Origin of the sequence: Streptomyces sp. NBC_00224 (genome assembly GCF_041435195.1) — a bacterium.
GTDB lineage: Bacteria > Actinomycetota > Actinomycetes > Streptomycetales > Streptomycetaceae > Streptomyces.
The window spans coordinates 6,564,774-6,588,777 of record NZ_CP108106.1 but is presented as its reverse complement, the minus strand read 5'-3'; the positions used below and the strand labels follow the sequence as shown (position 1 = coordinate 6,588,777).

General features: G+C 68.4%; 14 protein-coding genes, 1 tRNA gene and 2 rRNA genes. 3 read left to right on the top strand and 14 right to left on the bottom strand.

Going from position 1 to position 24,004, the window contains the following annotated elements; genetic code table 11:
* Positions 1 to 47: 47 nt before the first annotated feature.
* Together OG965_RS29495 and OG965_RS29490 are read left to right on the top strand one after the other, a co-directional pair.
* Complete coding sequence (locus OG965_RS29495; RefSeq protein WP_371655064.1) at positions 48 to 842, top strand: Fpg/Nei family DNA glycosylase; 795 nt, start codon at positions 48 to 50, stop codon at positions 840 to 842.
* An 83-nt stretch (positions 843 to 925) separates the two neighbouring features.
* Positions 926 to 1,690 (top strand): SDR family NAD(P)-dependent oxidoreductase, encoded by a 765-nt coding sequence (locus OG965_RS29490; protein ID WP_371655063.1) that lies wholly within the window; start codon positions 926 to 928, stop codon positions 1,688 to 1,690.
* Here OG965_RS29490 and OG965_RS29485 read toward each other — a convergent pair.
* The 10 genes from OG965_RS29485 to OG965_RS29440 form a co-directional block, all read right to left on the bottom strand.
* A complete protein-coding gene (locus OG965_RS29485) occupies positions 1,638 to 1,853 on the bottom strand; it encodes a hypothetical protein (RefSeq protein ID WP_266988428.1) in 216 nt (71 codons plus the stop codon). The genes OG965_RS29490 and OG965_RS29485 overlap by 53 nt on opposite strands.
* Before the next feature lie 181 nt (positions 1,854 to 2,034).
* Complete coding sequence (locus OG965_RS29480) at positions 2,035 to 2,505, bottom strand: Dps family protein (protein ID WP_371655062.1); 471 nt, start codon at positions 2,503 to 2,505, stop codon at positions 2,035 to 2,037.
* A 149-nt stretch (positions 2,506 to 2,654) separates the two neighbouring features.
* Complete coding sequence (locus OG965_RS29475; RefSeq protein WP_067165033.1) at positions 2,655 to 3,038, bottom strand: helix-turn-helix domain-containing protein; 384 nt, start codon at positions 3,036 to 3,038, stop codon at positions 2,655 to 2,657.
* Positions 3,039 to 3,147: 109 nt separating this feature from the next.
* Positions 3,148 to 3,657 carry a CinA family protein gene (locus OG965_RS29470; RefSeq protein WP_371655061.1) on the bottom strand — a complete coding sequence of 170 codons (510 nt, stop codon included), beginning with the start codon at positions 3,655 to 3,657 and terminating at the stop codon, positions 3,148 to 3,150.
* Entirely contained in the window at positions 3,654 to 4,343 is a 690-nt protein-coding gene (gene pgsA / locus OG965_RS29465) for a CDP-diacylglycerol--glycerol-3-phosphate 3-phosphatidyltransferase (protein WP_371655060.1), read from the bottom strand. Before pgsA ends, OG965_RS29470 begins: the two co-directional genes overlap by 4 nt.
* On the bottom strand, positions 4,340 to 5,815 hold the full coding sequence (rimO, locus tag OG965_RS29460) for a 30S ribosomal protein S12 methylthiotransferase RimO (protein ID WP_371655059.1): 1,476 nt from the start codon (positions 5,813 to 5,815) through the stop codon (positions 4,340 to 4,342). The genes pgsA and rimO overlap by 4 nt, the downstream gene beginning before the upstream one ends.
* Before the next feature lie 94 nt (positions 5,816 to 5,909).
* Entirely contained in the window at positions 5,910 to 6,773 is an 864-nt protein-coding gene (locus tag OG965_RS29455) for a helix-turn-helix domain-containing protein (RefSeq protein WP_371655058.1), read from the bottom strand.
* Between the two features lie 255 nt (positions 6,774 to 7,028).
* Positions 7,029 to 9,842 (bottom strand): DNA translocase FtsK, encoded by a 2,814-nt coding sequence (locus OG965_RS29450; RefSeq protein WP_371655057.1) that lies wholly within the window; start codon positions 9,840 to 9,842, stop codon positions 7,029 to 7,031.
* A gap of 182 nt (positions 9,843 to 10,024) precedes the next feature.
* Positions 10,025 to 10,705, bottom strand: coding sequence for a two-component system response regulator (locus tag OG965_RS29445; protein WP_067165024.1), 681 nt, complete (start codon positions 10,703 to 10,705; stop codon positions 10,025 to 10,027).
* Between the two features lie 244 nt (positions 10,706 to 10,949).
* Entirely contained in the window at positions 10,950 to 16,412 is a 5,463-nt protein-coding gene (locus OG965_RS29440; RefSeq protein ID WP_371655056.1) for a HAMP domain-containing protein, read from the bottom strand.
* A 299-nt stretch (positions 16,413 to 16,711) separates the two neighbouring features.
* Between OG965_RS29440 and OG965_RS29435 the strand changes: the two genes are divergently transcribed.
* Positions 16,712 to 19,411 carry a SpoIIE family protein phosphatase gene (locus tag OG965_RS29435; RefSeq protein WP_371655055.1) on the top strand — a complete coding sequence of 900 codons (2,700 nt, stop codon included), beginning with the start codon at positions 16,712 to 16,714 and terminating at the stop codon, positions 19,409 to 19,411.
* Positions 19,412 to 19,518: 107 nt separating this feature from the next.
* On the opposite strand, the gene OG965_RS29430 is transcribed toward OG965_RS29435, so the two are convergent.
* The 4 genes from OG965_RS29430 to OG965_RS29415 form a co-directional block, all read right to left on the bottom strand.
* Positions 19,519 to 19,591: transfer RNA gene (locus OG965_RS29430), tRNA-Thr, on the bottom strand.
* 112 nt (positions 19,592 to 19,703) lie between these two features.
* Entirely contained in the window at positions 19,704 to 20,381 is a 678-nt protein-coding gene (locus OG965_RS29425; RefSeq protein WP_371655054.1) for a DegT/DnrJ/EryC1/StrS family aminotransferase, read from the bottom strand.
* A gap of 98 nt (positions 20,382 to 20,479) precedes the next feature.
* Positions 20,480 to 20,596, bottom strand: a 5S ribosomal RNA gene (rrf, locus tag OG965_RS29420).
* Positions 20,597 to 20,674: 78 nt separating this feature from the next.
* Positions 20,675 to 23,798 (bottom strand): 23S ribosomal RNA (locus OG965_RS29415).
* Between the last annotated feature and the right edge of the window lie 206 nt (positions 23,799 to 24,004).

Genomic DNA, 24,004 nt, shown 5'->3' with positions numbered 1-24,004 from the left:
GCACCGCCCCGTACGCCCCCAGGCCCCCACCCCGGCACAATGTCCCCATGCCCGAAGGAGACACCGTCTGGCAGGCCGCCCGGCGGCTCGATGACGCGCTCGGCGGATGTGAGCTGATCCGGTCCGATCTGCGCGTGCCCAGGCTCGCGACCGTCGACCTGACCGGGCGGACCGTGCTGGACGTCACCCCGCGCGGGAAGCATCTGCTCACCCGGATCGAGGGCGGTCTCACCCTCCACTCGCATCTGCGGATGGAAGGGTCCTGGCGGGTGTTCGCCCCCGGGGAGCGCTGGCGCGGCGGCCGGAGCGACCAGATCCGGGCGATCCTGGGCACGGCGGAGCGGACGGCCGTCGGGTACCGGCTGGCCGTGCTCGAACTGCTCCGCACCCGCGACGAACACCGCGTCGTCGGCCACCTCGGCCCCGATCTGCTCGGGCCCGGCTGGGACCCCGAGCTGGCCCTGCGCAATCTGCTCCAGGACCCGGCCCGGCCGCTCGGCGAGGCGCTGCTCGACCAGCGCAATCTGGCGGGGGTCGGCAACATCTACAAGTCGGAGATCTGCTTCGTCGTCCGGGCCGTGCCGTGGCTGCCGGTGGGCGAGCTCACCGACCCCGCGCGGGTCGTCGTCGCCGCCAAGAAGCTCCTGGAGGCGAACCGGGAGCGCACGTCCCGGAAGGTGTATGTGTACGGGCGCGGCGGGCAGCCCTGCCCCCGCTGCGGTACGGCACTGCGCGCCACCACCCTGCGCGACCCGGCCGGCAGCGAGCGCCCCACCTACTGGTGCCCCCGGTGCCAGCCCAACCCTCCGGCGGACAGCCGCCCCGGGCAGAACGGCGGCTGACCCGGCCGACCGGTGGACGCGGCGAAGCAGCTACGACGACACGAGAGTTGACGACCCGTCAGATCCAGTCGTACCGTCCCCGCATGCCCCTCTCGGCGTACGACCTCACCGATCGGACCGCCTTCGTGACCGGCGCCGCCGGCGGTATCGGGCGGGCCAGTGCCGTACTGCTCGCGGAGGCGGGCGCGGTCGTGCACTGCGCCGACCTCGACGAGCAGGGCCTCCAGGGCACCCGTGAGCTGATCGCCAAGGCCGGGGGCACCGCGTACACGCATGTGCTCGACGTGACCGATCGCACCCGGCTGCGCGCGGCCGTGCGGGCCGCGGGCCGGGTCGACGTCCTGGCCGCCGTCGCCGGGATCATGCACTCCAGTACGGTCCTCGACACCGAAGACGCCGACCTCGACCGCGTTCTCGCGGTCAACTTCAAGGGCGTGCTGCACTCCTGCCAGGAGGCGGCCCGCGTCATGATCGAGAACGGTACGGCGGGCAGCATCATCACCATGGCGTCCGGAGCCGTCGACTCCGCCGGGCCCGGCCTTTTCTGCTACAGCGCCTCGAAGGCGGCCGTCGTCCAGCTGACCAAGACCCTCGCCACGGAGCTCGGCCCGCACTCCATCCGCGTCAACGCCGTCGCGCCGGGCTGGGTCCGCACGCCGATGACCGAGCGGCACTCGGCCGAGCACCAGCGGCAGATCGAGTCGACGATGGTCCGGCTCTCCCCGCTCGGGCGGGTCGGCGAGCCCGAGGACATCGCACACACCGTGCTCTATCTCGCCTCGGACGCGTCGTCGTTCACGACGGGCCAGATCCTGCGTCCGAACGGCGGCGTCGCGATGCCGTGGTGACCGCGGGGCTCGCGACGTGCACCGGCAGCAGGCTCAGACCCCAGCCGCCCGCGGCCACCGCACCTTCGAGAACTCCGGCCTCGTCGGGCGCCGTCAGCAGGCGCAGCACCGCCCACCACCACAGCGCCCCGACCACGAGCGCCGGCACCCAGCGCACCGCCACTGCCATGGCCGCCTCCTCGGGCCGACGCTAGACCGCCCCCTCGTTCACCGGGAGGGCGCACCGGATGCAGTCCCGGCGCACACACCACCCCGCGCGCCCCACACACCCCTCAAGCGCCTCAGACCGCAGAACCCAAAAGGCCACAGAACCCAAGGCCACAAAAACCCAGGACCGCAGACCCTCAGGCCGTCTCCGCCTGGAACATCCACGCATGCTTCTCCAGGTCCGCCGTCAGCCCGATGAGCACGTCCTGGCTGACCGGGTCCGGATCGCCGGTGGACCCGACCCGCTCGCGCATCCTGGTGATCACCGCGCCCAGCGCGTCGACCAGGATCCGTACCGCGTCACCGTCCTTGATCCAGCCGGTGGGCACCTTGCCGATCGCGCTCGACGACGCCACGGTCGCCGCCCGGCCGTCCGGGGTGACCCCGAGCGCCGCGGCCCGCTCGGCCACCGTGTCGGAGTGGAGCCTGGCCGTGTCGACGACCTCGTCGAGCTGGAGGTGGACGGACCTGAAGCGCGGCCCGACCACGTTCCAGTGCACCTGCTTGGCGACCAGCGACAGGTCCACGAGGTCGACGAGGGCGCCCTGCAACGCGTCGCCCACCACCTTCAGGTCGGCCTCGGACAGCGAGCTCTTCACGACAGACATGCGTGCACTCCGTTTCGTATGCGCCGACTCTCCGCTTCTCCTCCCCCACCTTTACACGGAAGCCCCAAATGGGGCATTCCGGGGAAAAGAAGAAGCCCCGGCCGGTCAACAGACCGGCCGGGGCCACTCACAGACAGAGCCCGACAGCGTCAGGCCGCGACGACGTCCACCGCTTCCGCGGGCGCCTTGATCGTCACTCGCTCGGTCGGGACACCGGTCACCGACGTCACGGAGATCGAATTGAGCATCGGACGTACCGGTGCGGGCACCGGATCGCTCGCCGCCGCCGAGGCAGCGAGCTCGGCAAGTGCCAGCTCGTCGCTCACTTCCCGCATGAGCTCGGACATCCGTACGTCAAGCGCGTCGCAGATCGCGGAGAGCAGCTCGGAGGATGCCTCCTTCTGCCCCCGCTCCACCTCGGAGAGATAGCCGAGTGAGACTCGGGCGGACGAGGAGACTTCGCGCAGAGTACGGCCCTGGCGCTGGCGCTGCCGACGCAGCACGTCACCCAGCAGGCGACGGAGCAGAATCATCGGTGGCTCCCTCCTCGGACCGCGTAGCCGCATCCTTCACGCCCCACCGTACCGCCTCGCGCTGCGGCCGTGCGGGGAGCGATGTCGTGTTCACTCAGGGCTGCAAACATCAATTCCCCCCGTTCTGTTCCGTATCCTGTGCCCGCGCATCTGCGCCGAGTTCACCGGAGAGCAGTTCGAGCACGCTCCGTACACTCACTCTACGGATTTCCGCCCTGTCGCCGTTCAACCTCAAAGCGACGGTTTTCCCGTTCCCGTCCGGCCCCTCGACCGCCACGTAGACGGTCCCGACCGGCCGGCCGTCCTGGGGTGCGGGCCCGGCGACGCCGGTGGTGGCGATGCCCCAGTCGGCGCCCAGAACCTTCCGCACCCCCGCCGCCATCTGCCGTGCGACCTCGGGATCCACCGCTCCGCGCTCGCCCAGAAGGGTCGCGTCGACGCCCAGTACGTCCCGCTTCAGCTCGGTCGCGTACGCCGTGACGGAGCCGCGGAAGACGCGCGAGGCGCCCGCCACGGATGTCACCTCGGCGGCCACCAGACCGCCCGTGAGCGACTCCGCCACCGCAAGCGTCTGCTCACGCTCCGTGAGAATCCGCACGATCCGGGCCGCCCCGCTCACCGGCCCGGTCCCTCCACGGCGGCCTCGGCGGCGCGCGCCGCGCGCTGCGCCGCGAGCCCCTGGCGCCTCAGTACGACCGCCTGTCGCACATAGTCGAGCCCGGTGACGATCGTCAGCACCACGGCGACCGCCATCACCCAGAAGCGCAGGGTCGCCAGCGGACCCGTGAGCGCCAGCACGTACATCCCCGTTGCCGTGCCCTGCGCCAGGGTCTTCAGCTTCCCGCCCCGGCTGGCGGGAATCACCCCGTGCCTGATGACCCAGAAACGCATGAGCGTGATCCCGAGTTCCCGGAAGAGGATCGCCCCGGTCACCCACCACGGCAGATCGCCGAGCGAGGAGAGGCAGACCAGCGCGGCGCCCATGATCGCCTTGTCCGCGATCGGGTCCGCGATCTTCCCGAAGTCCGTGACCAGGTTGTACGTCCGGGCCAGATGGCCGTCGAAGATGTCCGTGATCATGGCGACGGCGAACGCCGCCCACGCCCAGGCCCGCCAGGCCGGGTCGTACCCGCCGTCCTGCAGCATCAGCGCCACGAAGCCCGGCACGAGGACGAGCCGGATCATGGTGAGGATGTTGGCGATGTTCCAGAGGCTGGCCTGGTTGACGGCCGCCGCGCCCAGCTTGCCGCCGGGCGCCGGCGTCCGGCCGGTACCGCCCGCCGCGGATGCCGGGACTCCGGTCATCTGGCCGCCTCCTCAAGGACGTCGAGACTCGTCACCACCAGGTCGACGCCCTCGGCGGCGACGACCTTCGCCTCGACGATACGGCCCGGCGTCAGTCCCGCGCCCTCCGTGAACCGCACTTGACCATCGGTCTCGGGCGCCTGGTGCTCGGCGCGGCCGATCACGCCGTCCTCGCTGTCGACCGACTCGACCAGCACCCGGACGGTGTCGCCGACGCGCTCCTCGGCACGCTGGGCGGTCAGCTCCTCGGCGAGCCGCGACAGGTGGTCGAGCCGCTCGGCGATCACCTCGGCGTCCAGCTTGTTCTCGTACGTGACGGCTTCGGTGCCGTCCTCGTCGGAGTAGCCGAAGACGCCGATGGCGTCGAGCCGGGCGCCGGTGAGGAAGCGTTCCAGCTCCTGGAAGTCGGCCTCGGTCTCACCGGGGAAGCCGACGATGAAGTTGGAGCGCACACCGGCCAGCGGGGCCTTGGCGCGGATCGTCTCCAGGAGCTCCAGGAACCGCTCGGTGTCGCCGAAGCGCCGCATGGCCCGCAGCACGCCGGGCGCGGAGTGCTGGAAGGACAGGTCGAAGTACGGGACGACCTTGTCGGTCGAGGTCAGCACGTCGATCAGACCCGGCCGCATCTCGGCGGGCTGGAGGTAGCTGACGCGTACACGCTCGATGCCGTCGACGGCCGCGAGCTCCGGCAGCAGCGTCTCCAGGAGCCGGATGTCGCCGAGGTCCTTGCCGTACGAGGTGTTGTTCTCGGAGACCAGCATGACCTCCTTGACGCCCTGCTCGGCCAGCCAGCGCGTCTCGCCGAGGACGTCCGAGGGGCGGCGCGAGATGAAGGAGCCGCGGAAGGACGGGATGGCGCAGAACGTGCAGCGGCGGTCGCAGCCGGAGGCCAGCTTCACCGAGGCGACCGGGCTGGTGTCCAGGCGGCGGCGCAGCGGGGCGCGCGGGCCGGAGGCGGGCGCGACGCCCTCGGGCAGGTCCTCGGGGGCGCTCTCCGGTGCCTCCTGCGCGTGGCCGGGCAGCGCCACGTCGGCGCTCTGGCGCTCGACGGGGCTCAGCGGCAGCAGCTTGCGCCGGTCGCGCGGGGTGTGCGCCTCCACACTGCCACCGTTGAGGATGGTCTGGAGCCGGTTGGAGATGTCGGAGTAGTCGTCGAAACCGAGCACGCCGTCGGCCTCGGGGAGCGCGTCGGCGAGTTCCTTGCCGTACCGCTCGGCCATGCAGCCGACAGCGACCACGGCCTGGGTGCGGCCGTGGTCCTTGAGATCGTTGGCTTCGAGGAGGGCGTCGACGGAGTCCTTCTTGGCGGCTTCGACGAACCCACAGGTGTTGACGACGGCGACATCGGCGTCCGAGGCGTCCTCGACGAGCTCCCAGCCGTCCGCTGCCAAGCGGCCTGCAAGCTCCTCCGAGTCCACCTCGTTACGGGCGCAGCCGAGAGTGACAAGGGCGACGGTACGGCGTTCGGGCATGGACTCAAGACTACTTTGTCCCGGCCCGCGTCCCCGCCGCGAGGGTTGATCAAGGAATCGGCGGCCGTACGCGGCCGGGGCGCGGCGGCTCCGGTCAGCCGACGACCGGGTCGCCCTTGGTGTAGGTCAGCCGCTCGACCTGGCCGTCACCGAACTGGTCCTCGACCTTCTTGCCGTTCACGTAGAGCTCGATCGCCCCGGCGTTGCCGAGGATCAGGTCGATCTTCTCGCCGTCCACGAAGGTCTTCGACTCGCCCTTCTCCAGGAGGCCGTCGTAGAGCACCTGGCCGTTGTGCGCCTTGGCGGAGATCCAGCTCTTGTCGGAGATGGCGCTGAGCTTGACGGTGACCTTGTCCTGCGGGGCCGCGGCGATGGCGCTGTCGGAGGGGGCGGGGGGCTTGGGCGCGGCGGGCAGGCTCGGGGCCGGCTTGGGGCTGGGGCTCTGCTGCTGCGTCTGGGTCGGGCCCTCGGCGACCTGGGCGCTCTTGCCCTTGGAGTCGCCACTGCCGCTGAACATCGTGAAGCCGACGAAGCCGACGACCACCACGATCGCGGCGACCATGGCCGCGGTCCAGTTCGGGCGGCGCCGCTCGGGCCTGATCCGCTCGGCCTCGAACATGGGCGCCGCGGGCGTGGGCGCGGGACGGCCGCCGTGCTCGGCGTCGTACCGCTCGACCAGGGGCTCCGGATCGAGGCGCACGGCGCGCGCGACCGTGCGGATGTGTCCGCGCGCGTACACATCGCCGCCGCACCGGGAGAAGTCGTCCTCCTCCAGGCCCTGCACGATCGGGATGCGCACCCGCGTGATCGAACTGACCTCGTCGACGGTCAGTCCTGCCGCGATACGGGCCTGCTTGAGGGCGTGGCCGATCGTCGGCCGATCGTCGTCAGCGAAGGAGGGCCGGTCGTCGTCGCCGAGGGAAGGCCGGTCGTCTTCGGGGGAGTTGCCGATGGACACGGGGGCGCCTTTCGAGCGTGAGCCACCTGCTGGGTGTTCAGTCTAGGGGGGGTACGAAAGGGTGGGGCAACCGGGAGGGTGGAGTTTGTACGCCATAGGAATGGCCTCCTCCCTTCCTCCTAACGGGTCAGGAGGGGGACACGTTCCTGCTCTTCCCTCAACTGGACGTACAGCCGGGGAAAACGGTTGCCCCACGCTCCTGTCCCTGTGCTCCATTCGGCCGCGGGACCGGCCCCTCGGGCCCGCCCCGGGCCACTAGGGAGCCTCCCCGCGGATCACCGCCAGCACACCGTCGAGTTCATCCGGCTTGACCAGGACGTCACGCGCCTTGGAGCCCTCGCTGGGGCCCACGATCCCGCGCGACTCCATCAGGTCCATCAGCCGGCCCGCCTTGGCGAAGCCGACCCGCAACTTGCGCTGGAGCATGGACGTCGACCCGAACTGGGTGGAGACGACCAGCTCAGCGGCCTGGCAAAGCAGATCGAGGTCGTCGCCGATCTCCTCGTCGATGTCCTTCTTCTGCTTCTGCCCGACGGTGACGTCCTCGCGGAAGACCGGCGCCATCTGGTCCTTGCAGTGCTGGACGATCCCCGCGATCTCGTCCTCGGTGACGAACGCGCCCTGGAGGCGGGTCGGCTTGTTCGCGCCCATCGGCAGGAACAGTCCGTCACCCTTTCCGATGAGCTTTTCGGCGCCGGGCTGATCGAGGATGACGCGGCTGTCGGCCAGCGAGGAGGTCGCGAAGGCGAGCCTCGACGGCACGTTCGCCTTGATCAGGCCGGTCACGACGTCCACGGACGGCCGCTGGGTGGCGAGCACCAGATGGATGCCGGCGGCGCGGGCCAGCTGGGTGATGCGCACGATCGCGTCCTCGACGTCACGCGGCGCCACCATCATCAGGTCCGCGAGCTCGTCGACGATCACCAGCAGATACGGGTACGGGGTCAGCTCCCGCTCGCTGCCTTCGGGCAGCTTGACCTTGCCGTTGCGGATCGCCTCGTTGAAGTCGTCGATATGGCGGAAACCGAACGCCGCCAGGTCGTCGTAGCGAAGATCCATCTCGCGCACGACCCACTGAAGAGCCTCGGCGGCCCGCTTGGGGTTGGTGATGATCGGCGTGATCAGGTGCGGAATGCCCTCGTACGCGGTGAGTTCGACGCGCTTGGGGTCGACGAGCACCATCCGTACGTCCTCCGGCGTCGCCCGCACCATCACCGAGGTGATCAGGCAGTTGATGCAGGACGACTTGCCGGAGCCGGTCGCGCCGGCCACCAGGACGTGCGGCATCTTCGCCAGGTTGGCCATCACATAGCCGCCCTCGACGTCCTTGCCGAGCGCGACGAGCATCGGATGGTCGTCCTCGGCCGCGTCCGCCAGACGCAGCACGTCGCCGAGGTTGACCATCTCGCGGTCCGTGTTGGGGATCTCGATGCCGACCGCCGACTTGCCGGGGATCGGCGAAATGATCCGTACGTCCGGGCTGGCCACCGCGTACGCGATGTTCTTGGTCAGCGCGGTGATCCGCTCGACCTTCACGGCCGGGCCCAGCTCCACCTCGTACCGCGTGACCGTCGGGCCCCGGGTGAAGCCGGTGACGGCCGCGTCGACCTTGAACTCCACGAAGACGTTCTGCAGCGAGGCCACTATGGCGTCGTTGGCGGCGCTGCGCGTCTTGCCCGGGCCGCCCCGCTCCAGCAGGTCCAGCGAGGGCAGCGCGTAGGTGATGTCGCCCGCGAGCTGGAGCTGCTCGGCGCGCGAGGGCATCTCGGAGTGCTCCGGCGCCGCCTTGGTCAGATCCGGTACGACGCCGGGCGCGCCCGGGGTCGCCCTGGGCGCCGGCTTGGTGACGTCGGTCTTGGCGGCGGGCTGCGCCCCGGCCTTGGCGGCGGCCCCGCCGCGGGCCGTGGGCACCGGTGTGGTGCTGCCGCGCTCCCGCTCGACGGAGACGCCCTGGGTGAGGTCGGCGACGATCGGGGACGGCGGCAGGCCGTTCAGTACGGCGCCGTCGAGCGCGGCGGCCGCGGCGGCGGCCACGTCGACCGGGTCCATCGGCAGGTCGAACGGCGGTTGCACCGAGGCGCGCCGGGGCTTGCGGCGCTGCGAGAGCGCCGCCTGCTCGGCCTCGCCCTGGGCGTACTCGTCGGCCGGGGCGACGCGGCGCCCGGGCGTACGCCGGGCGCGCGGCGCGGGCTCCTCGTCACGCCAGTCGTCCTCGTACAGCTCGTCCTCGCCGTACTCCTCCGGCAGGGGCTCGACGATGCCGAGCCGGGCGCCCAGGGCCCGCAGCCGCTGCGGGATGGCGTTGACGGGCGTCGCGGTGACCACTAGCAGCCCGAAGACGGTCAGCAGCACCAGCATCGGCACCGCCAGGACATCGCCCATCAGGAATTCGAGCGGCTTGGACGCGGCCCAGCCGATGAGACCGCCCGCGTCCTGCATCGCGCTGGTGCCGTCGTCCCGGCCCGGCGAGCCGCAGGCGATGTGGACCTGGCCGAGCACGCCGAGCACCAGTGCGGAGAGGCCGATCACGATCCGGCCGTTGGCCTCGGGCTTCTCCGGGTAGAGGATCAGACGGACGGCGATCGCGCCGAGCAGCAGCGGCACCAGCAGGTCGAGCCGTCCGAACGCGCCGGTCACCAGCATCTCGACAAGGTCGCCGACCGGGCCGCGCAGATTCGACCAGGTGCCCGCGGCGACGATCAGCGCGACACCGAGCAGCAGCAGGGCGAGCCCGTCCTTGCGGTGGGCCGGGTCGAGGCCCTTGGCGCCCCGCCCTATGCCGCGGAACATCGCCCCGACCCCGTGGGCCGCGCCCAGCCAGACGGCGCGCGCGAGCCGGTACACGCCCCCGGTGGGCGAAGGCGCCGGCTTGGGCGCGGGCTTGGCGGCCGCCGCCTTCTTGGCGGGTGCCTTTTTGGCGGGAGCTTTCTTCGCGGGCGCGGCAGCCTTCTTCGCGGGCGCTTTCTTGGCGGGCGCGGCCGCCTTCTTGGCGGGTGCCGCGGTACGGCCGGCGCGCTTCGCGGTGCCCGCCGTGCCCTGGGAACCCTTGCCGGACGTACGTGAGGCCATGGTGCTGAGGTTACCGGTGCGGGCGGCGGTCGACACGACGGCCGGTGCTTCACCCGTTCGTGTCGTACCGAAAGACGATACTCACGTACGCACAAAGGGGCCTGACGCCTCATCAGCGTCAGGCCCCTCCGGACCGCTCGATTCCGCGCCGCTCACAGCCACTCGGAGCCGCTCAGCGCCGCTCAGTTCTGCGAGGGCAGGGCCGCCGTGCCGCTGCCGGTGCCGGGCTCCAGGGCGTCAAGAGCCCGCCGCAGGCCGGTCAGTTTGCGCTCCAGGTGGGCGGCGGTGGCCACCGCCGCCGCGTCCGCCGACTCGTCGTCGAGCTGCTTGGAGAGCGCCTCGGCCTGCTCCTCGACCGCCGCGAGCCGCGCGGACAGTTCGGCGAGGAGGCCCGCCGGCTCCTTGGGGTCGCCGGCCGTCTGGCCGCCGCCCTCCAGCTGGAGCCGCAGCAGCGCGGCCTGCTCGCGCAGCTGACAGTTCTTCATATAGAGCTCGACGAACACCGACACCTTGGCGCGCAGCACCCAGGGGTCGAAGGGCTTCGAGATGTAGTCGACGGCTCCCGCCGCGTACCCCCGGAACGTGTGGTGCGGGCCGTGGTTGATGGCGGTGAGGAAGATGATCGGGATGTCCCGGGTCCGCTCCCGCCGCTTGATGTGCGCGGCGGTCTCGAAACCGTCCATGCCCGGCATCTGGACGTCCAGCAGGATGACTGCGAAATCGTCCGTCAGCAGTGCTTTGAGCGCTTCCTCCCCTGACGATGCCCGCACCAGTGTCTGATCGAGCGCAGAGAGGATGGCCTCCAGCGCCAGCAGATTCTCCGGCCGGTCATCGACCAGGAGGATCTTGGCCTTCTGCACCATGGCCCGTCCTCCTCGCCCCGGCAGTGCACCGGGCGCCGCCCCAGGGGACGACTCCCTTGCGCCGCCCGTCCTTGTGCCGGTCATGGTAGCCGCACCCCGCCTGTCGCCACACCCTGTCACCGCGATGTCACTGTGCACGTAGCAGAAACGTAGCGGGAGACCAGAAGGTTCCCCGAATACCGCCGTCTCACACGCCTTCGGCCACAGTCAGTCAGCAACTCGCGGTGAACCGTGCGGCCACCGATCACTTCCCGTGCATCCACTGCTCCATCACCGAGAGCAGATGGTCGGGGTCGACCGGCTTGGTGACGTAGTCGGACGCGCCGGACTCGATGGCCTTCTCCCGGTCGCCCTTCATCGCCTTCGCGGTGAGCGCGATGATGGGCAGCCCCGCGAACTGCGGCATACGACGAATCGCCGACGTCGTGGCGTACCCGTCCATCTCCGGCATCATGATGTCCATGAGCACGACGGCCGTGTCCTCGTGCTGTTCCAGCACCTCGATCCCCTCGCGGCCGTTCTCCGCGTACAGCACCGACAGGCCGTGCTGCTCCAGGACGCTGGTGAGCGCGAAGACGTTCCGTACGTCGTCGTCGACGATCAGTACCTTCTCTCCACCGAAGTGGAAGGTGCGCGTCGGCGCGCGCTCCGGCTCCTGGGCGGCCCAGGAGTCCTGCTGCGCCTCTCCCTGCTGGCCGGGCAGCGTCGCCGCGGGCTCCGTGCCGAGCGCCTTGCGGCGGCGCCGGAACAGCCCGGCCGCGCCCATCTGGCTCTCGCCCGGCGTGGGCGCCGCGCTCTCGCGCGGGACGAGGTCCTGCCGTACGCCGTCCGCCGGGGCGCCCTCGGCGGCCGCCTCGCCGCCGGGCGGCAGCTGCGGGTAACCCTGCGGCGGCAACTCGCTGGGGTGCAGCGGGAGATAGAGCGTGAAGGTGGAGCCGCGGCCGGGCTCGCTCGCCGCGTGGATCTCACCGCCGAGCAGCCGGGCGATCTCGCGGCTGATGGAGAGGCCGAGGCCGGTGCCGCCGTACTTGCGGCTGGTCGTGCCGTCGGCCTGCTTGAACGCCTCGAAGATCACCCGCATCTTGCTGGCCGCGATGCCGATGCCGGTGTCGGTGACCGAGAACGCGATCAGATCGGCGTCCGCGTCGCGCAGCGAGCCCGCCTCCAGGAGCTGTTCGCGGATCGCGTGCGGAACGTCGGCGTGGGCGGGCCTGATCACCAGCTCGACAGCGCCGCTGTCGGTGAACTTCACCGCGTTCGACAGCAGGTTGCGCAGCACCTGCAGCAGCCGCTGCTCATCGGTGTGCAGCGTCGCCGGGAGCTCCGGCGAGACCCGTACGGAGAAGTCGAGCCCCTTCTCCGCGGTGAGCGGCCGGAAGGTCGCCTCCACGTAGTCGACGAGCTGCACCAGGGCGATCCGGGTGGGGCTGACGTCCATCTTGCCCGCCTCGACCTTCGACAGGTCGAGGATGTCGTTGATGAGCTGGAGCAGGTCCGAACCCGCACCATGGATCGTTTCCGCGAACTCGACCTGCTTCGGCGAGAGGTTGCCCTCCGCGTTGTCGGCGAGCAACTTGGCCAGGATCAGCAGCGAGTTGAGGGGCGTGCGCAGCTCGTGCGACATGTTCGCCAGGAACTCGGACTTGTAGCGCATCGAGACCGCGAGCTGTTCGGCGCGCTCCTCCAGGACCTGCCGGGCCTCCTCGATCTCGGTGTTCTTCACCTCGATGTCACGGTTCTGCTGGGCGAGCAGCTCGGCCTTCTCCTCCAGCTCCGCGTTGGACTCCTGCAGGGCCTTCTGCCGGTTCTCCAGCTCCGCCGACCGCTCGCGCAGCTGCTCGGTCAGCTCCTGCGACTGCTTGAGCAGCACCTCGGTCTTGGAGTTGACGCTGATCGTGTTGACGCTGGTCGCGATCATCTCCGCGATCTGGTTGAGGAAGTCCTTCTGGATGTGGGTGAACGGCTGGAACGACGCCAGCTCGATCACGCCGAGGACCTTGCCCTCGAAGAGCACCGGCAGCACGATCACATGCGCGGGCGGCGCCTCCCCGAGGCCGGAGGAGATCTTCAGATAGCCCGGCGGCACGTTCTCCACCAGGATCGTGCGCTTCTCCTCCGCCGCCGTGCCGATCAGCGTCTCGCCGGGCCGGAACGAGGTGGGCATCGAGCCCGACGAGTACCCGTAACTCCCGCGCATCTTCAGCTCGTACGGGCTGTCCTCGTCCCCGCCGACCTCGGGGGAGCCGACGGTCGGCAGCGCGAGGAAGAACGCGCCGTGCTGGGCCGAGACCACCGGCGTCAGCTCGGTCATGATCAGGGAGGCGACGTCGTCCAGATCCCGGCGGCCCTGCATCAGGCCGGAGATACGGGCGAGGTTGCCCTTGAGCCAGTCCTGCTCCTTGTTGGCGACCGTGGTGTCGCGAAGGTTGGCGATCATCGTGTTGATGTTGTCCTGGAGGGCCTGGATCTCGCCCGCCGCGTCCACGTCGATCTTGAGGTTGAGGTCGCCGCGGGTCACCGCGGTGGCGACGGCCGCGATGGCGCGGACCTGCCGGGTCAGGTTCCCGGCCATCTCGTTCACGGACTCGGTGAGGTCGCGCCAGGTGCCGTCGACGTCGCGTACGCGCGCGTGGCCGCCGAGCTGGCCCTCGGTGCCCACTTCGCGGGCGACCCTGGTCACCTCCACGGCGAACGACGACAGCTGGTCGACCATCGTGTTGATGGTGTTCTTCAGCTCCTGGATCTCACCGCGCGCGTCGATGTCGATCTTCTTGGTGAGATCGCCCTTGGCGATGGCGGTGGTGACGGTGGCGATCTGGCGCACCTGGCCGGTGAGGTTGTCGGCCATGGAGTTCACCGACTCGGTGAGGTCCTTCCACGTACCGGAGACACCGGGGACGCGGGCCTGGCCGCCGAGGATGCCGTCGGTGCCCACCTCGCGCGCGACGCGGGTCACCTGGTCGGCGAAGGACGACAGGGTCGTCACCATCGTGTTGACGGTGTCGGCGAGTTCCGCGACCTCGCCGCGCGCCTCGACCGTCACCTTCTTGGTGAGGTCTCCGTTGGCGACGGCCGTCGAGACACGGGCGATGTTGCGCACCTGGTAGGTGAGGTTCGCGGCCATCAGGTTGACGTTGTCGCTGAGGTCCTTCCAGATGCCGGTGACCCCGCGCACCCGGGCCTGGCCGCCGAGGATGCCCTCGGTGCCCACCTCGCGCGCGACCCTCGTCACCTCGTCCGCAAAGTTGGAGAGCTGGTCGACCATCGTGTTGACGGTCGTCACCAGCTCCAGGATCTCGCCCTTGGCATCGACGGTGATCTTCTTCGAGAGGTCGCCCTTGGCGACCGCCGTCGTCACCTCGGCGATGTTGCGCACCTGGAACGTCAGGTTGTTCGCCATGAAGTTGACGGACTGGGTGAGGTCCTTCCAGGTGCCCGAGACGCCCTGCACCTCGGCCTGGCCGCCCAGGATGCCCTCGGTGCCCACCTCGCGGGCCACCCGGGTCACCTGCTCCGCGAAGTTCGAGAGCTGGTCGACCATCGTGTTCAGGACGTTCTTCAGCTCCAGGATCTCGCCGCGCGCGTCCACGTCGATCTTCTGCGACAGGTCGCCCCGCGCCACCGCCGTGGCGACCTGGGCGATGTTGCGGACCTGGGCGGTGAGGTTGCCGGCCATGCCGTTCACCGAGTCGGTCAGATCGCGCCACACACCGGCCACGCCCGGCACCTGCGCCTGGCCGCCGAGGCGGCCGTCGGTGCCCACCTCGCGCGCGACCCTGGTCACCTGCTCGGCGAAGCCGGACAGCTGGTCGACCATGTTGTTGATGGTGTTCTTGAGCTCCAGGATCTCGCCGCGGGCGTCCACGTCGATCTTCTGCGACAGGTCGCCGCGCGCCACCGCGGTGGTCACCTGGGCGATCTGGCGCACCTGGGAGGTGAGGTTGCCCGCCATGAAGTTGACGGAGTCGGTGAGTTCCTTCCAGGTGCCCAGGACGCCGTCCACCCGCGCCTGGCCGCCGAGCCGGCCCTCCGTGCCCACGTCCTGCGCCATCCGCGTCAACTGGGCGGAGAACGACGCCAGCTGGTCGACCATCGTGTTGACGGTGTTCTTCAACTCCAGCATCTCGCCGGAGACGTCCACCGTGACCTTCTGCGACAGGTCGCCGTTGGCGACCGCCGTCGTCACCTGAGCGATGTTGCGCACCTGACCGGTGAGGTTGCGGAACGCGTTGTTGACGGAGTCCGTCAGGTCCTTCCACGTGCCGGCCGCGCCCGGCACCTCGGCCTGACCGCCCAGACGCCCCTCGACGCCGACCTCCCGGGCCACCCGGGTCACTTCGGAACCGAACGACTGGAGCTGGTCCACCATCGTGTTGACGGTGTTCTTCAGCTCCAGCATCTCGCCCGCGACGTCGACCGTGACCTTCTGGGTCATGTCGCCGTTGGCGACCGCCGTGGTCACCTGGGCGATGTCCCGCACCTGCGTCGTCAGATTGCGGAAGACCGTGTTGACCGAGTCGGTCAGGTCCTTCCAGGTGCCCGCCGCGCCCGGCACCTGCGCCTGACCGCCCAGCAGGCCCTCGGCGCCGACCTCGTTGGCGACCCGGGTCACCTCGTCGGCGAACGTCCGCAGCGTCTCGGTCATCTGATTGATCGTCTCGGCGAGCTGGGCGACCTCCCCGCGCGCGTTGACGGTCACCTTCTGCGACAGGTCGCCGTTGGCGACCGCCGTCGTCACCTGGGCGATCCCGCGCACCTGGGCGGTGAGATTGCCCGCCATCAGGTTGACGGAGTCGGTCAGGTCCTTCCACACGCCCGCGACGCCCGGCACCTGCGCCTGGCCGCCGAGCTCGCCCTCGGTGCCCACCTCGCGCGCGACCCTCGTCACCTCGGAGGAGAACGAGGAGAGCTGGTCGACCATCGTGTTCACGGTGTTCTTCAGCTGGAGCATCTCGCCGGCGACGTGCACGGTCACCTTGCGCGACAGATCGCCCTTGGCGACCGCCGTCGTCACGAGAGCGATGTCACGTACCTGGGCGGTCAGCCGGTACGCCATCGTGTTCACCGAATCCGTGAGATCCTTCCACGAACCGGACATTCCACGCACCTGCGCCTGGCCGCCGAGCTTGCCCTCGGTGCCGACCTCCAGTGCGACCCTCGTCACTTCGTCGGTGAACGCCGACAGCTGGTCGACCAGGTTGTTGACGGTTCGCCCCACTTTGAGGAACTCACCGCGCAACGGCCGCTCGGCGTTGTCCACACCGTGCGAGCGCAGGTCCATGCGCTGTTCCAGATCGCCCTCGGCGACCGCCGACAGCACCCTGCCGACCTCGGAGACCGGCCTGGCCAGATCGTCCACCAGGGCGTTCGAGGCGTCGATGGCGGCCGCCCAGGAGCCCTCACAGGCCCCGTTCTCCAGCCGCTCGCTCAGCTTCCCCTCGCGCCCCACCATCCGCCGTACCCGGGCGATCTCCCCGGTCAGATGGAGGTTGCGGTCGGCGACCTCGTTGAACACGGCGGCGATCTCGGCCATCACCCCGTCCCCGGAGACGGTCAGCCGCTTGCGGAAATTGCCGTCCCGCATCGACGCCAGTGCGGCGAGCAGCCGCTGCAGCGCAGCGGTGTCCACCTCGGTCGTCCCCTTGCCGCGGGTCCGTCCGCCTTTCGCGCGCGTGCTCTTGCCACGCGCCGCCACGCCAGACTCCACCGTGTCCCTCCCGCAGGGGTCGACCGCCCTCGTCGGGCTTCCTTCAAGCCTTCCCAGTGTTTCACCATGGCCGAACCCGGCCATAACAGTTCGGCAGCTTCGCATACCGTCCCCGCCCTCGGAGGGCGGAAACACTGGTGACCGGCATCCGCTAGGACAGCGAAGGTAAGTAACCTGGCTTCCGGCTGTCCAACCGCCCCGGTCCGTCCGAAGGCGGGAGCGCCCCCTGCTCCTCTGAGCCCGGGGCGCAGCGGGCGCCACAAGGACGACCACGGGACACCGGAGGGGGCGGGCCACACATGGGAGTGTTGATTCCCGGGGGGCACCTTCCCGGACCCCGGCAGGGGAAACCGGCCGTCGAGACGCGTACGAGGAGTTCTGTGATCACCGCGCGGGCGGAAGCCAGCTTCGAACCCGTCGGGCGGTCCGTCGCGACCGCCCGCGCCTTCGTCCGCGACACCCTCCAGGGCTGGGGGTACGCGGACGTCGTCGACGACGCCGTCGTCCTCACCAGTGAGCTCGTCACCAACGCGGTCGTCCACGCGGGCACCGCCGCCGACGTACTCTGCCTGCGCTCCGAGGACGGCGTCCGGGTCGAGGTCGCCGACCATTACCCCGAACGGGAAGTTCCGCTCCACGCCTCCCCCGCCGAGGTCGCAAGCCCCGACCGCGAGAACGGCCGCGGCCTCCTGCTGTGCGCCGCCATCGCCTCCCGCTGGGGCGTCGAGTACACCCCCACCCAGAAGCACGTCTGGTTCCAGCTCGACCTCCCCGCCCGCCCGGTGGGCACCCGCTCGGCCGGACCGGCCCTGCCCGTGGAGCTGCTGCCCGTCACCGACGGCCGGGTCCGCGTCGCGGTCATCCAGATCGACCGCACGGGCGCCGTCCGCGCCTGGAACGAGGACGCCGAGGAACTGTTCGGCTACCCCGCCGAGAAGGTCACCGGCAAGCAGCTCACCGAGTTCGCGGCCTGGCCGCACACCCCCGGCACCTCCACCGGAATCGTCGAGGCCCTGCAACTCTCGCGCTGGGAGGGCAGTTACGGCATCCGCGGCTCCGACGGCCGCGTCCTGCCCGTGTACGCGTCACATCTTCGGGTACGCGACACCAATGGCGAGCCGTCCACCGTCTGCCTGCTGGTCCGCGACGACGAGCGAGCCGTACTCCAGACCCCCGTGCGGGCCCCCGCCGACTCCGCCTCCATGGGCGAGAGCCGCAACGTCGACCCGTTCGAGGTCTTCATCGGCTCCCCCGCCCCCGACGACCTCGACGGACTGCTCCAGCGGACCGTGGAGCGCGCCCGCGACATGCTCGACGGCGACGCCGCGTTCCTGCTCCTGGCCACCGACGACGAGACCGAACTGGAGGTCCGGGCCACCACCGGCCTCCCGTCCGCCCGCCAGCGCTTCGCGCGCGTGCCCGTCGAAGCGGGCACCGGCCGCTACGGCTCGGCCAGGATGCCCGCCGTCCACGAGGACCTCGCGGCCCTCCCCGGCGCCGTCCCGATCCTGGGCGGCTCCGGCATGCGCTCGGTCGTCACCGTCCCCCTCAAGGTCGAGGGCCGCCTCACCGGCTCCCTCGGCGTCGCCGCCGAATCGGCCGGGCGCTACTCCAACGAAGAAGCGTTGCGCCTCCAGTTCGCCGCCGACCGCATCGCGCTCGCCGTCGAGTCGGCCCGCCTGGGCGAGCTCGAACGGCTGCGCCGGGGATCGCTGAGCTTCCTCGTGGAAGCCTCGGACCTGCTCGCGGGAACCCTGGACCGGGACCAGACGTTGGCCCTGATGGCACAGATGACCGTCCCCACCCTCGCCACCTGGTGCGCCGTCTACACGATCGCGGACCAGGCCTCCGATCCCTACCTGTCGTACGTCCTCCACGAGGACGAGGAGCGCATCGACGGCCTCAAGGCGCTCCTCTCCAAGATCGACCCGCCGGAGCCGGTCCCCACCCCGGGCGCCCGCGTCTGGACCGCCCCCGGCGAAGCGGCCCACCAGGCCGCGCTGCGCACCTCCATGCGCGACCTCGGCCGCGGCACCAGCCCGCACCTGGGCAGCGGCCTCGGCACCACACTGTCCACGGCCGCCGCGGTCGGCGGCGAGACGGTCGTCCTGCCCCTGGTCGCCCGCAACCGCGTCATCGGCATGCTCACGCTCGGCAAGCCCTCCGACGACCACTTCCGCCAGGAGATCCTGGAACTGGCCGAAGACCTCTCGCGCCGGGCCGCGCTCGCCCTCGACAACGCCCGCCTCTACTCGGAGCGCATGGCCATCAGCCGCTCCCTCCAGCGCAGCCTCCTGCCGCCCGGCCTCCCGCAGATCCCCGGCGTCGAGGTCGAGGTCATCTACCGCGCGGCCGGCGAGGGCAACGAGGTGGGCGGAGACTTCTACGACCTCTTCCCGATCCGCGACGGCGCGTACGGCTTCGCCATCGGCGACGTCTGCGGCACCGGCCCCGAGGCGGCGGCCGTCACGGGCCTGGCCCGCCACGCCCTGCGCCTCCTCGCCCGCGAGGGTTTCGGCGGCCCTGCGGTCCTGGAACGCCTCAACGCCGCGATCCTCGACGAGGGCGCCCGCAGCCGCTTCCTGACGCTCCTGTACGGCGAGTTGTGGCCGCAGGAGGACGGCAGCGCGGTGCTGAAGGTCGTGTGCGCGGGCCATCCGCTCCCGCTGCGCCTGCGCCAGGACGGCACGGTCGAACCCGCCGCCGAACCCCAGCCGCTGCTCGGCGTCATGGAGGACCTGGAGCTGTACGAGCAGACGATCACCCTGGACCCGGGCGACGTCCTGCTCTGTGTGACCGATGGCATCACCGAGCGCCGCGAGGGTACCCGGATGCTGGGAGACGACGGTCTGACCGACGTCCTCGCCACGTGTACGGGCCTGACCGCCGGCGCCGTTGCGGCCCGCGTCCTGCGCGCGGTGGAACGCTTCGCCGCCGAGCCCGCGTCCGACGACATGGCGATCCTGTCGATGCGCATCCCGGAACAGCCCCGGCGCTAAGCGGGGCCGGGGAGCCCGACAGGGCCGAGGGCCACCGGAAACCGGTGACCGTAAGAACGCGAAAGGCCCCGCCCAATTGGGCGGGGCCTTTCATCGTCTTTCTCCTGAGCCCCCATGCGGAATCGAACCGCAGACCTTCTCCTTACCATGGAGACGCTCTACCGACTGAGCTATAGGGGCCGGTTGTTGTTTCGGGGTTTCCCCCTCACCAACGAGATAAAGCATACCCCGAATCAGACGGTGGTCCGAACCGCGCTCGCCAGTTCCTCCGGCGCCCTTCCCAGCACCCCCGTCACGCGGGCTGAAGCAGCCCTCCAAGGGCATTGCAGACCGAGACCAACTTCCGTACGCCCGCGTCGGAAAGCCCGTCGAGACGGGGCAGTGCGAGCGTCTCGTCCACGGCCCGCTCGGTCTCCGGCAGCACACAGCCGACCCGCCTGAACTCCCGCGTGCGGTGTACGGGCGTGAGCACGGGCACCTCACACTCGACCCCGCGCCGCCGCAACAGCCGCGCGAACGCGTCCCGGTCGGGCCGCCCGTTCCCAGGAACCCGTACGACATAGCGCTGGTACCCGTGCCCAGCGGCCGGTACGGGCGTCCGTACGCCGATGAGCCGCCGGTCCAAGTACCCGGCCCGCTCCCGGCGTTGCACGACATCGCCGCCCGCGCCGTCGTCTTCGTCCCTCTCCACCAGCAGCAGCCCGAGCCGGTCGGCGAGTTGCCTGAACTGCCCGGCGTCGGCCGGGTGCCCGAAGCGGTGGACGAGCACGAGCCCGACGGTCCGCGAGGTCACAACGGCCTCGATGCCCCCGACGCCCAGGCAGTACGTCTCCGGGTCTATGTCGGCGAACACCGGCAGGGCTCCGGCCGCCACCACGGCCCGGGCCACCGCACCGTCGTCGTACGCCGGCACGATCACTTCGTCTCCGGCCGCGAAGCCCGCGGACTCCAGCTTTCCGATGATCCCCATAGCTGGGCATGGTGCTCGCACCATATGAACAGCAGGTGATCGGGCATAAAAAAACGCGGGTCCCCGAGCCGAAGCTCGGGAACCCGCGTTGAAAATTTGTTCGGCGGCGTCCTACTCTCCCACAGGGTCCCCCCTGCAGTACCATCGGCGCTGAAAGGCTTAGCTTCCGGGTTCGGAATGTAACCGGGCGTTTCCCTAACGCTATGACCACCGAAACACTATGAAATTAACGAAACCGGGCAACAACACGGCTGTTCGTTATTTCAGAACTAACACAGTGGACGCGAGCAACTGAGGACAAGCCCTCGGCCTATTAGTACCAGTCAGCTCCACCCCTTACGAGGCTTCCACATCTGGCCTATCAACCCAGTCGTCTACTGGGAGCCTTACCCTCTCAAGGAGGTGGGAATACTCATCTCGAAGCAGGCTTCCCGCTTAGATGCTTTCAGCGGTTATCCTTTCCGAACGTAGCCAACCAGCCATGCCCTTGGCAGGACAACTGGCACACCAGAGGTTCGTCCGTCCCGGTCCTCTCGTACTAGGGACAGCCCTTCTCAATATTCCTGCGCGCGCAGCGGATAGGGACCGAACTGTCTCACGACGTTCTAAACCCAGCTCGCGTACCGCTTTAATGGGCGAACAGCCCAACCCTTGGGACCGACTCCAGCCCCAGGATGCGACGAGCCGACATCGAGGTGCCAAACCATCCCGTCGATATGGACTCTTGGGGAAGATCAGCCTGTTATCCCCGGGGTACCTTTTATCCGTTGAGCGACGGCGCTTCCACAAGCCACCGCCGGATCACTAGTCCCGACTTTCGTCCCTGCTCGACCCGTCGGTCTCACAGTCAAGCTCCCTTGTGCACTTACACTCAACACCTGATTGCCAACCAGGCTGAGGGAACCTTTGGGCGCCTCCGTTACTCTTTAGGAGGCAACCGCCCCAGTTAAACTACCCATCAGACACTGTCCCTGATCCGGATCACGGACCCAGGTTAGACATCCAGCACGACCAGAGTGGTATTTCAACGACGACTCCACAACCACTGGCGTGGCCGCTTCACAGTCTCCCACCTATCCTACACAAGCCGAACCGAACACCAATATCAAACTGTAGTAAAGGTCCCGGGGTCTTTCCGTCCTGCTGCGCGAAACGAGCATCTTTACTCGTAGTGCAATTTCACCGGGCCTATGGTTGAGACAGTCGAGAAGTCGTTACGCCATTCGTGCAGGTCGGAACTTACCCGACAAGGAATTTCGCTACCTTAGGATGGTTATAGTTACCACCGCCGTTTACTGGCGCTTAAGTTCTCAGCTTCGCCAAGACGAATCTTGACTAACCGGTCCCCTTAACGTTCCAGCACCGGGCAGGCGTCAGTCCGTATACATCGCCTTACGGCTTCGCACGGACCTGTGTTTTTAGTAAACAGTCGCTTCTCGCTGGTCTCTGCGGCCACCCCCAGCTCAGGAAGCAAGTTCCCTCACCAGTGATGGCCCCCCTTCTCCCGAAGTTACGGGGGCATTTTGCCGAGTTCCTTAACCATAGTTCACCCGAACGCCTCGGTATTCTCTACCTGACCACCTGAGTCGGTTTAGGGTACGGGCCGCCATGAAACTCGCTAGAGGCTTTTCTCGACAGCATAGGATCATCCACTTCACCACAATCGGCTCGGCATCAGGTCTCAGCCTTAATGTGTGACGGATTTGCCTATCACACGGCCTACACCCTTACCCCGGGACTACCACCGCCCGGGCTGGACTACCTTCCTGCGTCACCCCATCGCTTACCTACTACCACCTTGGATCGACGGCTCCACCACTTTCCTTTCCCCGAAGGGTCCGGAACGGCTTCACGGCCTTAGCATTAATGGATTCGATATTGGGCGTTTCAAAGCGGGTACCGGAATATCAACCGGTTGTCCATCGACTACGCCTGTCGGCCTCGCCTTAGGTCCCGACTTACCCTGGGCAGATCAGCTTGACCCAGGAACCCTTAGTCAATCGGCGCACACGTTTCTCACGTGTGTATCGCTACTCATGCCTGCATTCTCACTCGTGAACCGTCCACCACTAGCTTCCGCTGCGGCTTCACCCGGCACACGACGCTCCCCTACCCATCCATACGCCCGTTGGGGCTATGTGTATGAATGACACGACTTCGGCGGTACGCTTGAGCCCCGCTACATTGTCGGCGCGGAATCACTTGACCAGTGAGCTATTACGCACTCTTTCAAGGGTGGCTGCTTCTAAGCCAACCTCCTGGTTGTCTCTGCGACTCCACATCCTTTCCCACTTAGCGTACGCTTAGGGGCCTTAGTCGATGCTCTGGGCTGTTTCCCTCTCGACCATGGAGCTTATCCCCCACAGTCTCACTGCCGCGCTCTCACTTACCGGCATTCGGAGTTTGGCTAAGGTCAGTAACCCGGTAGGGCCCATCGCCTATCCAGTGCTCTACCTCCGGCAAGAAACACACGACGCTGCACCTAAATGCATTTCGGGGAGAACCAGCTATCACGGAGTTTGATTGGCCTTTCACCCCTAACCACAGGTCATCCCCCAGGTTTTCAACCCTGGTGGGTTCGGTCCTCCACGAAGTCTTACCTCCGCTTCAACCTGCCCATGGCTAGATCACTCCGCTTCGGGTCTAGAGCGTGCAACTCAAACGCCCTGTTCGGACTCGCTTTCGCTACGGCTTCCCCACACGGGTTAACCTCGCTACACACCGCTAACTCGCAGGCTCATTCTTCAAAAGGCACGCAGTCACGACGCACCAAGTAAACTCGATGCGCGACGCTCCCACGGCTTGTAGGCACACGGTTTCAGGTACTATTTCACTCCGCTCCCGCGGTACTTTTCACCATTCCCTCACGGTACTATCCGCTATCGGTCACCAGGGAATATTTAGGCTTAACGGGTGGTCCCGCCAGATTCACACGGGATTTCTCGGGCCCCGTGCTACTTGGGTGTCTCTTAAACGAGCCGTTGATGTTTCAGCTACGGGGGTCTTACCCTCTACGCCGGACCTTTCGCATGTCCTTCGCCTACATCAACGGTTTCTGACTCGTCTCACAGCCGGCAGACTGTGAAAAAGAGATCCCACAACCCCCACGACGCAACCCCTGCCGGGTATCACACGTCGTAGGTTTGGCCTCATCCGGTTTCGCTCGCCACTACTCCCGGAATCACGGTTGTTTTCTCTTCCTGAGGGTACTGAGATGTTTCACTTCCCCTCGTTCCCTCCACATGCCCTATGTGTTCAGGCATGGGTGACAGCCCATGACGACTGCCGGGTTTCCCCATTCGGAAACCCCCGGATCAAAGCCTGGTTGACGGCTCCCCGGGGACTATCGTGGCCTCCCACGTCCTTCATCGGTTCCTGGTGCCAAGGCATCCACCGTGCGCCCTTAAAAACTTGGCCACAGATGCTCGCGTCCACTGTGCAGTTCTCAAACAACGACCAGCCACCCATCACCCCACCAACAACATGGTGAGTGCACTGGGGCCGGCATACCGAAGGACAGGCTTTACAGCCCGTGCCTTCAGACACCCAACAGCGTGCCCGGCCCTTCCAGACGATCCCCACGTTCCACGCCGAAGCAGTACTAGTGACAACCTTCCAGAAGT

Excerpts from the sequence above, each read along its gene's own strand:
- OG965_RS29450 (WP_371655057.1), bottom strand. The coding sequence starts at position 9,842 with ATGGCCTCACGTACGTCCGGCAAGGGTTCCCAGGGCACGGCGGGCACC.
- OG965_RS29490 (WP_371655063.1), top strand. The coding sequence starts at position 926 with ATGCCCCTCTCGGCGTACGACCTCACCGATCGGACCGCCTTCGTGACC.
- pgsA (WP_371655060.1), bottom strand. The coding sequence starts at position 4,343 with ATGACCGGAGTCCCGGCATCCGCGGCGGGCGGTACCGGCCGGACGCCG.
- OG965_RS29480 (WP_371655062.1), bottom strand. The coding sequence starts at position 2,505 with ATGTCTGTCGTGAAGAGCTCGCTGTCCGAGGCCGACCTGAAGGTGGTG.
- OG965_RS29445 (WP_067165024.1), bottom strand. The coding sequence starts at position 10,705 with ATGGTGCAGAAGGCCAAGATCCTCCTGGTCGATGACCGGCCGGAGAAT.
- OG965_RS29495 (WP_371655064.1), top strand. The coding sequence starts at position 48 with ATGCCCGAAGGAGACACCGTCTGGCAGGCCGCCCGGCGGCTCGATGAC.
- OG965_RS29475 (WP_067165033.1), bottom strand. The coding sequence starts at position 3,038 with ATGATTCTGCTCCGTCGCCTGCTGGGTGACGTGCTGCGTCGGCAGCGC.
- OG965_RS29435 (WP_371655055.1), top strand. The coding sequence starts at position 16,712 with ATGGGAGTGTTGATTCCCGGGGGGCACCTTCCCGGACCCCGGCAGGGG.
- OG965_RS29425 (WP_371655054.1), bottom strand. The coding sequence starts at position 20,381 with ATGGGGATCATCGGAAAGCTGGAGTCCGCGGGCTTCGCGGCCGGAGAC.
- rimO (WP_371655059.1), bottom strand. The coding sequence starts at position 5,815 with ATGCCCGAACGCCGTACCGTCGCCCTTGTCACTCTCGGCTGCGCCCGT.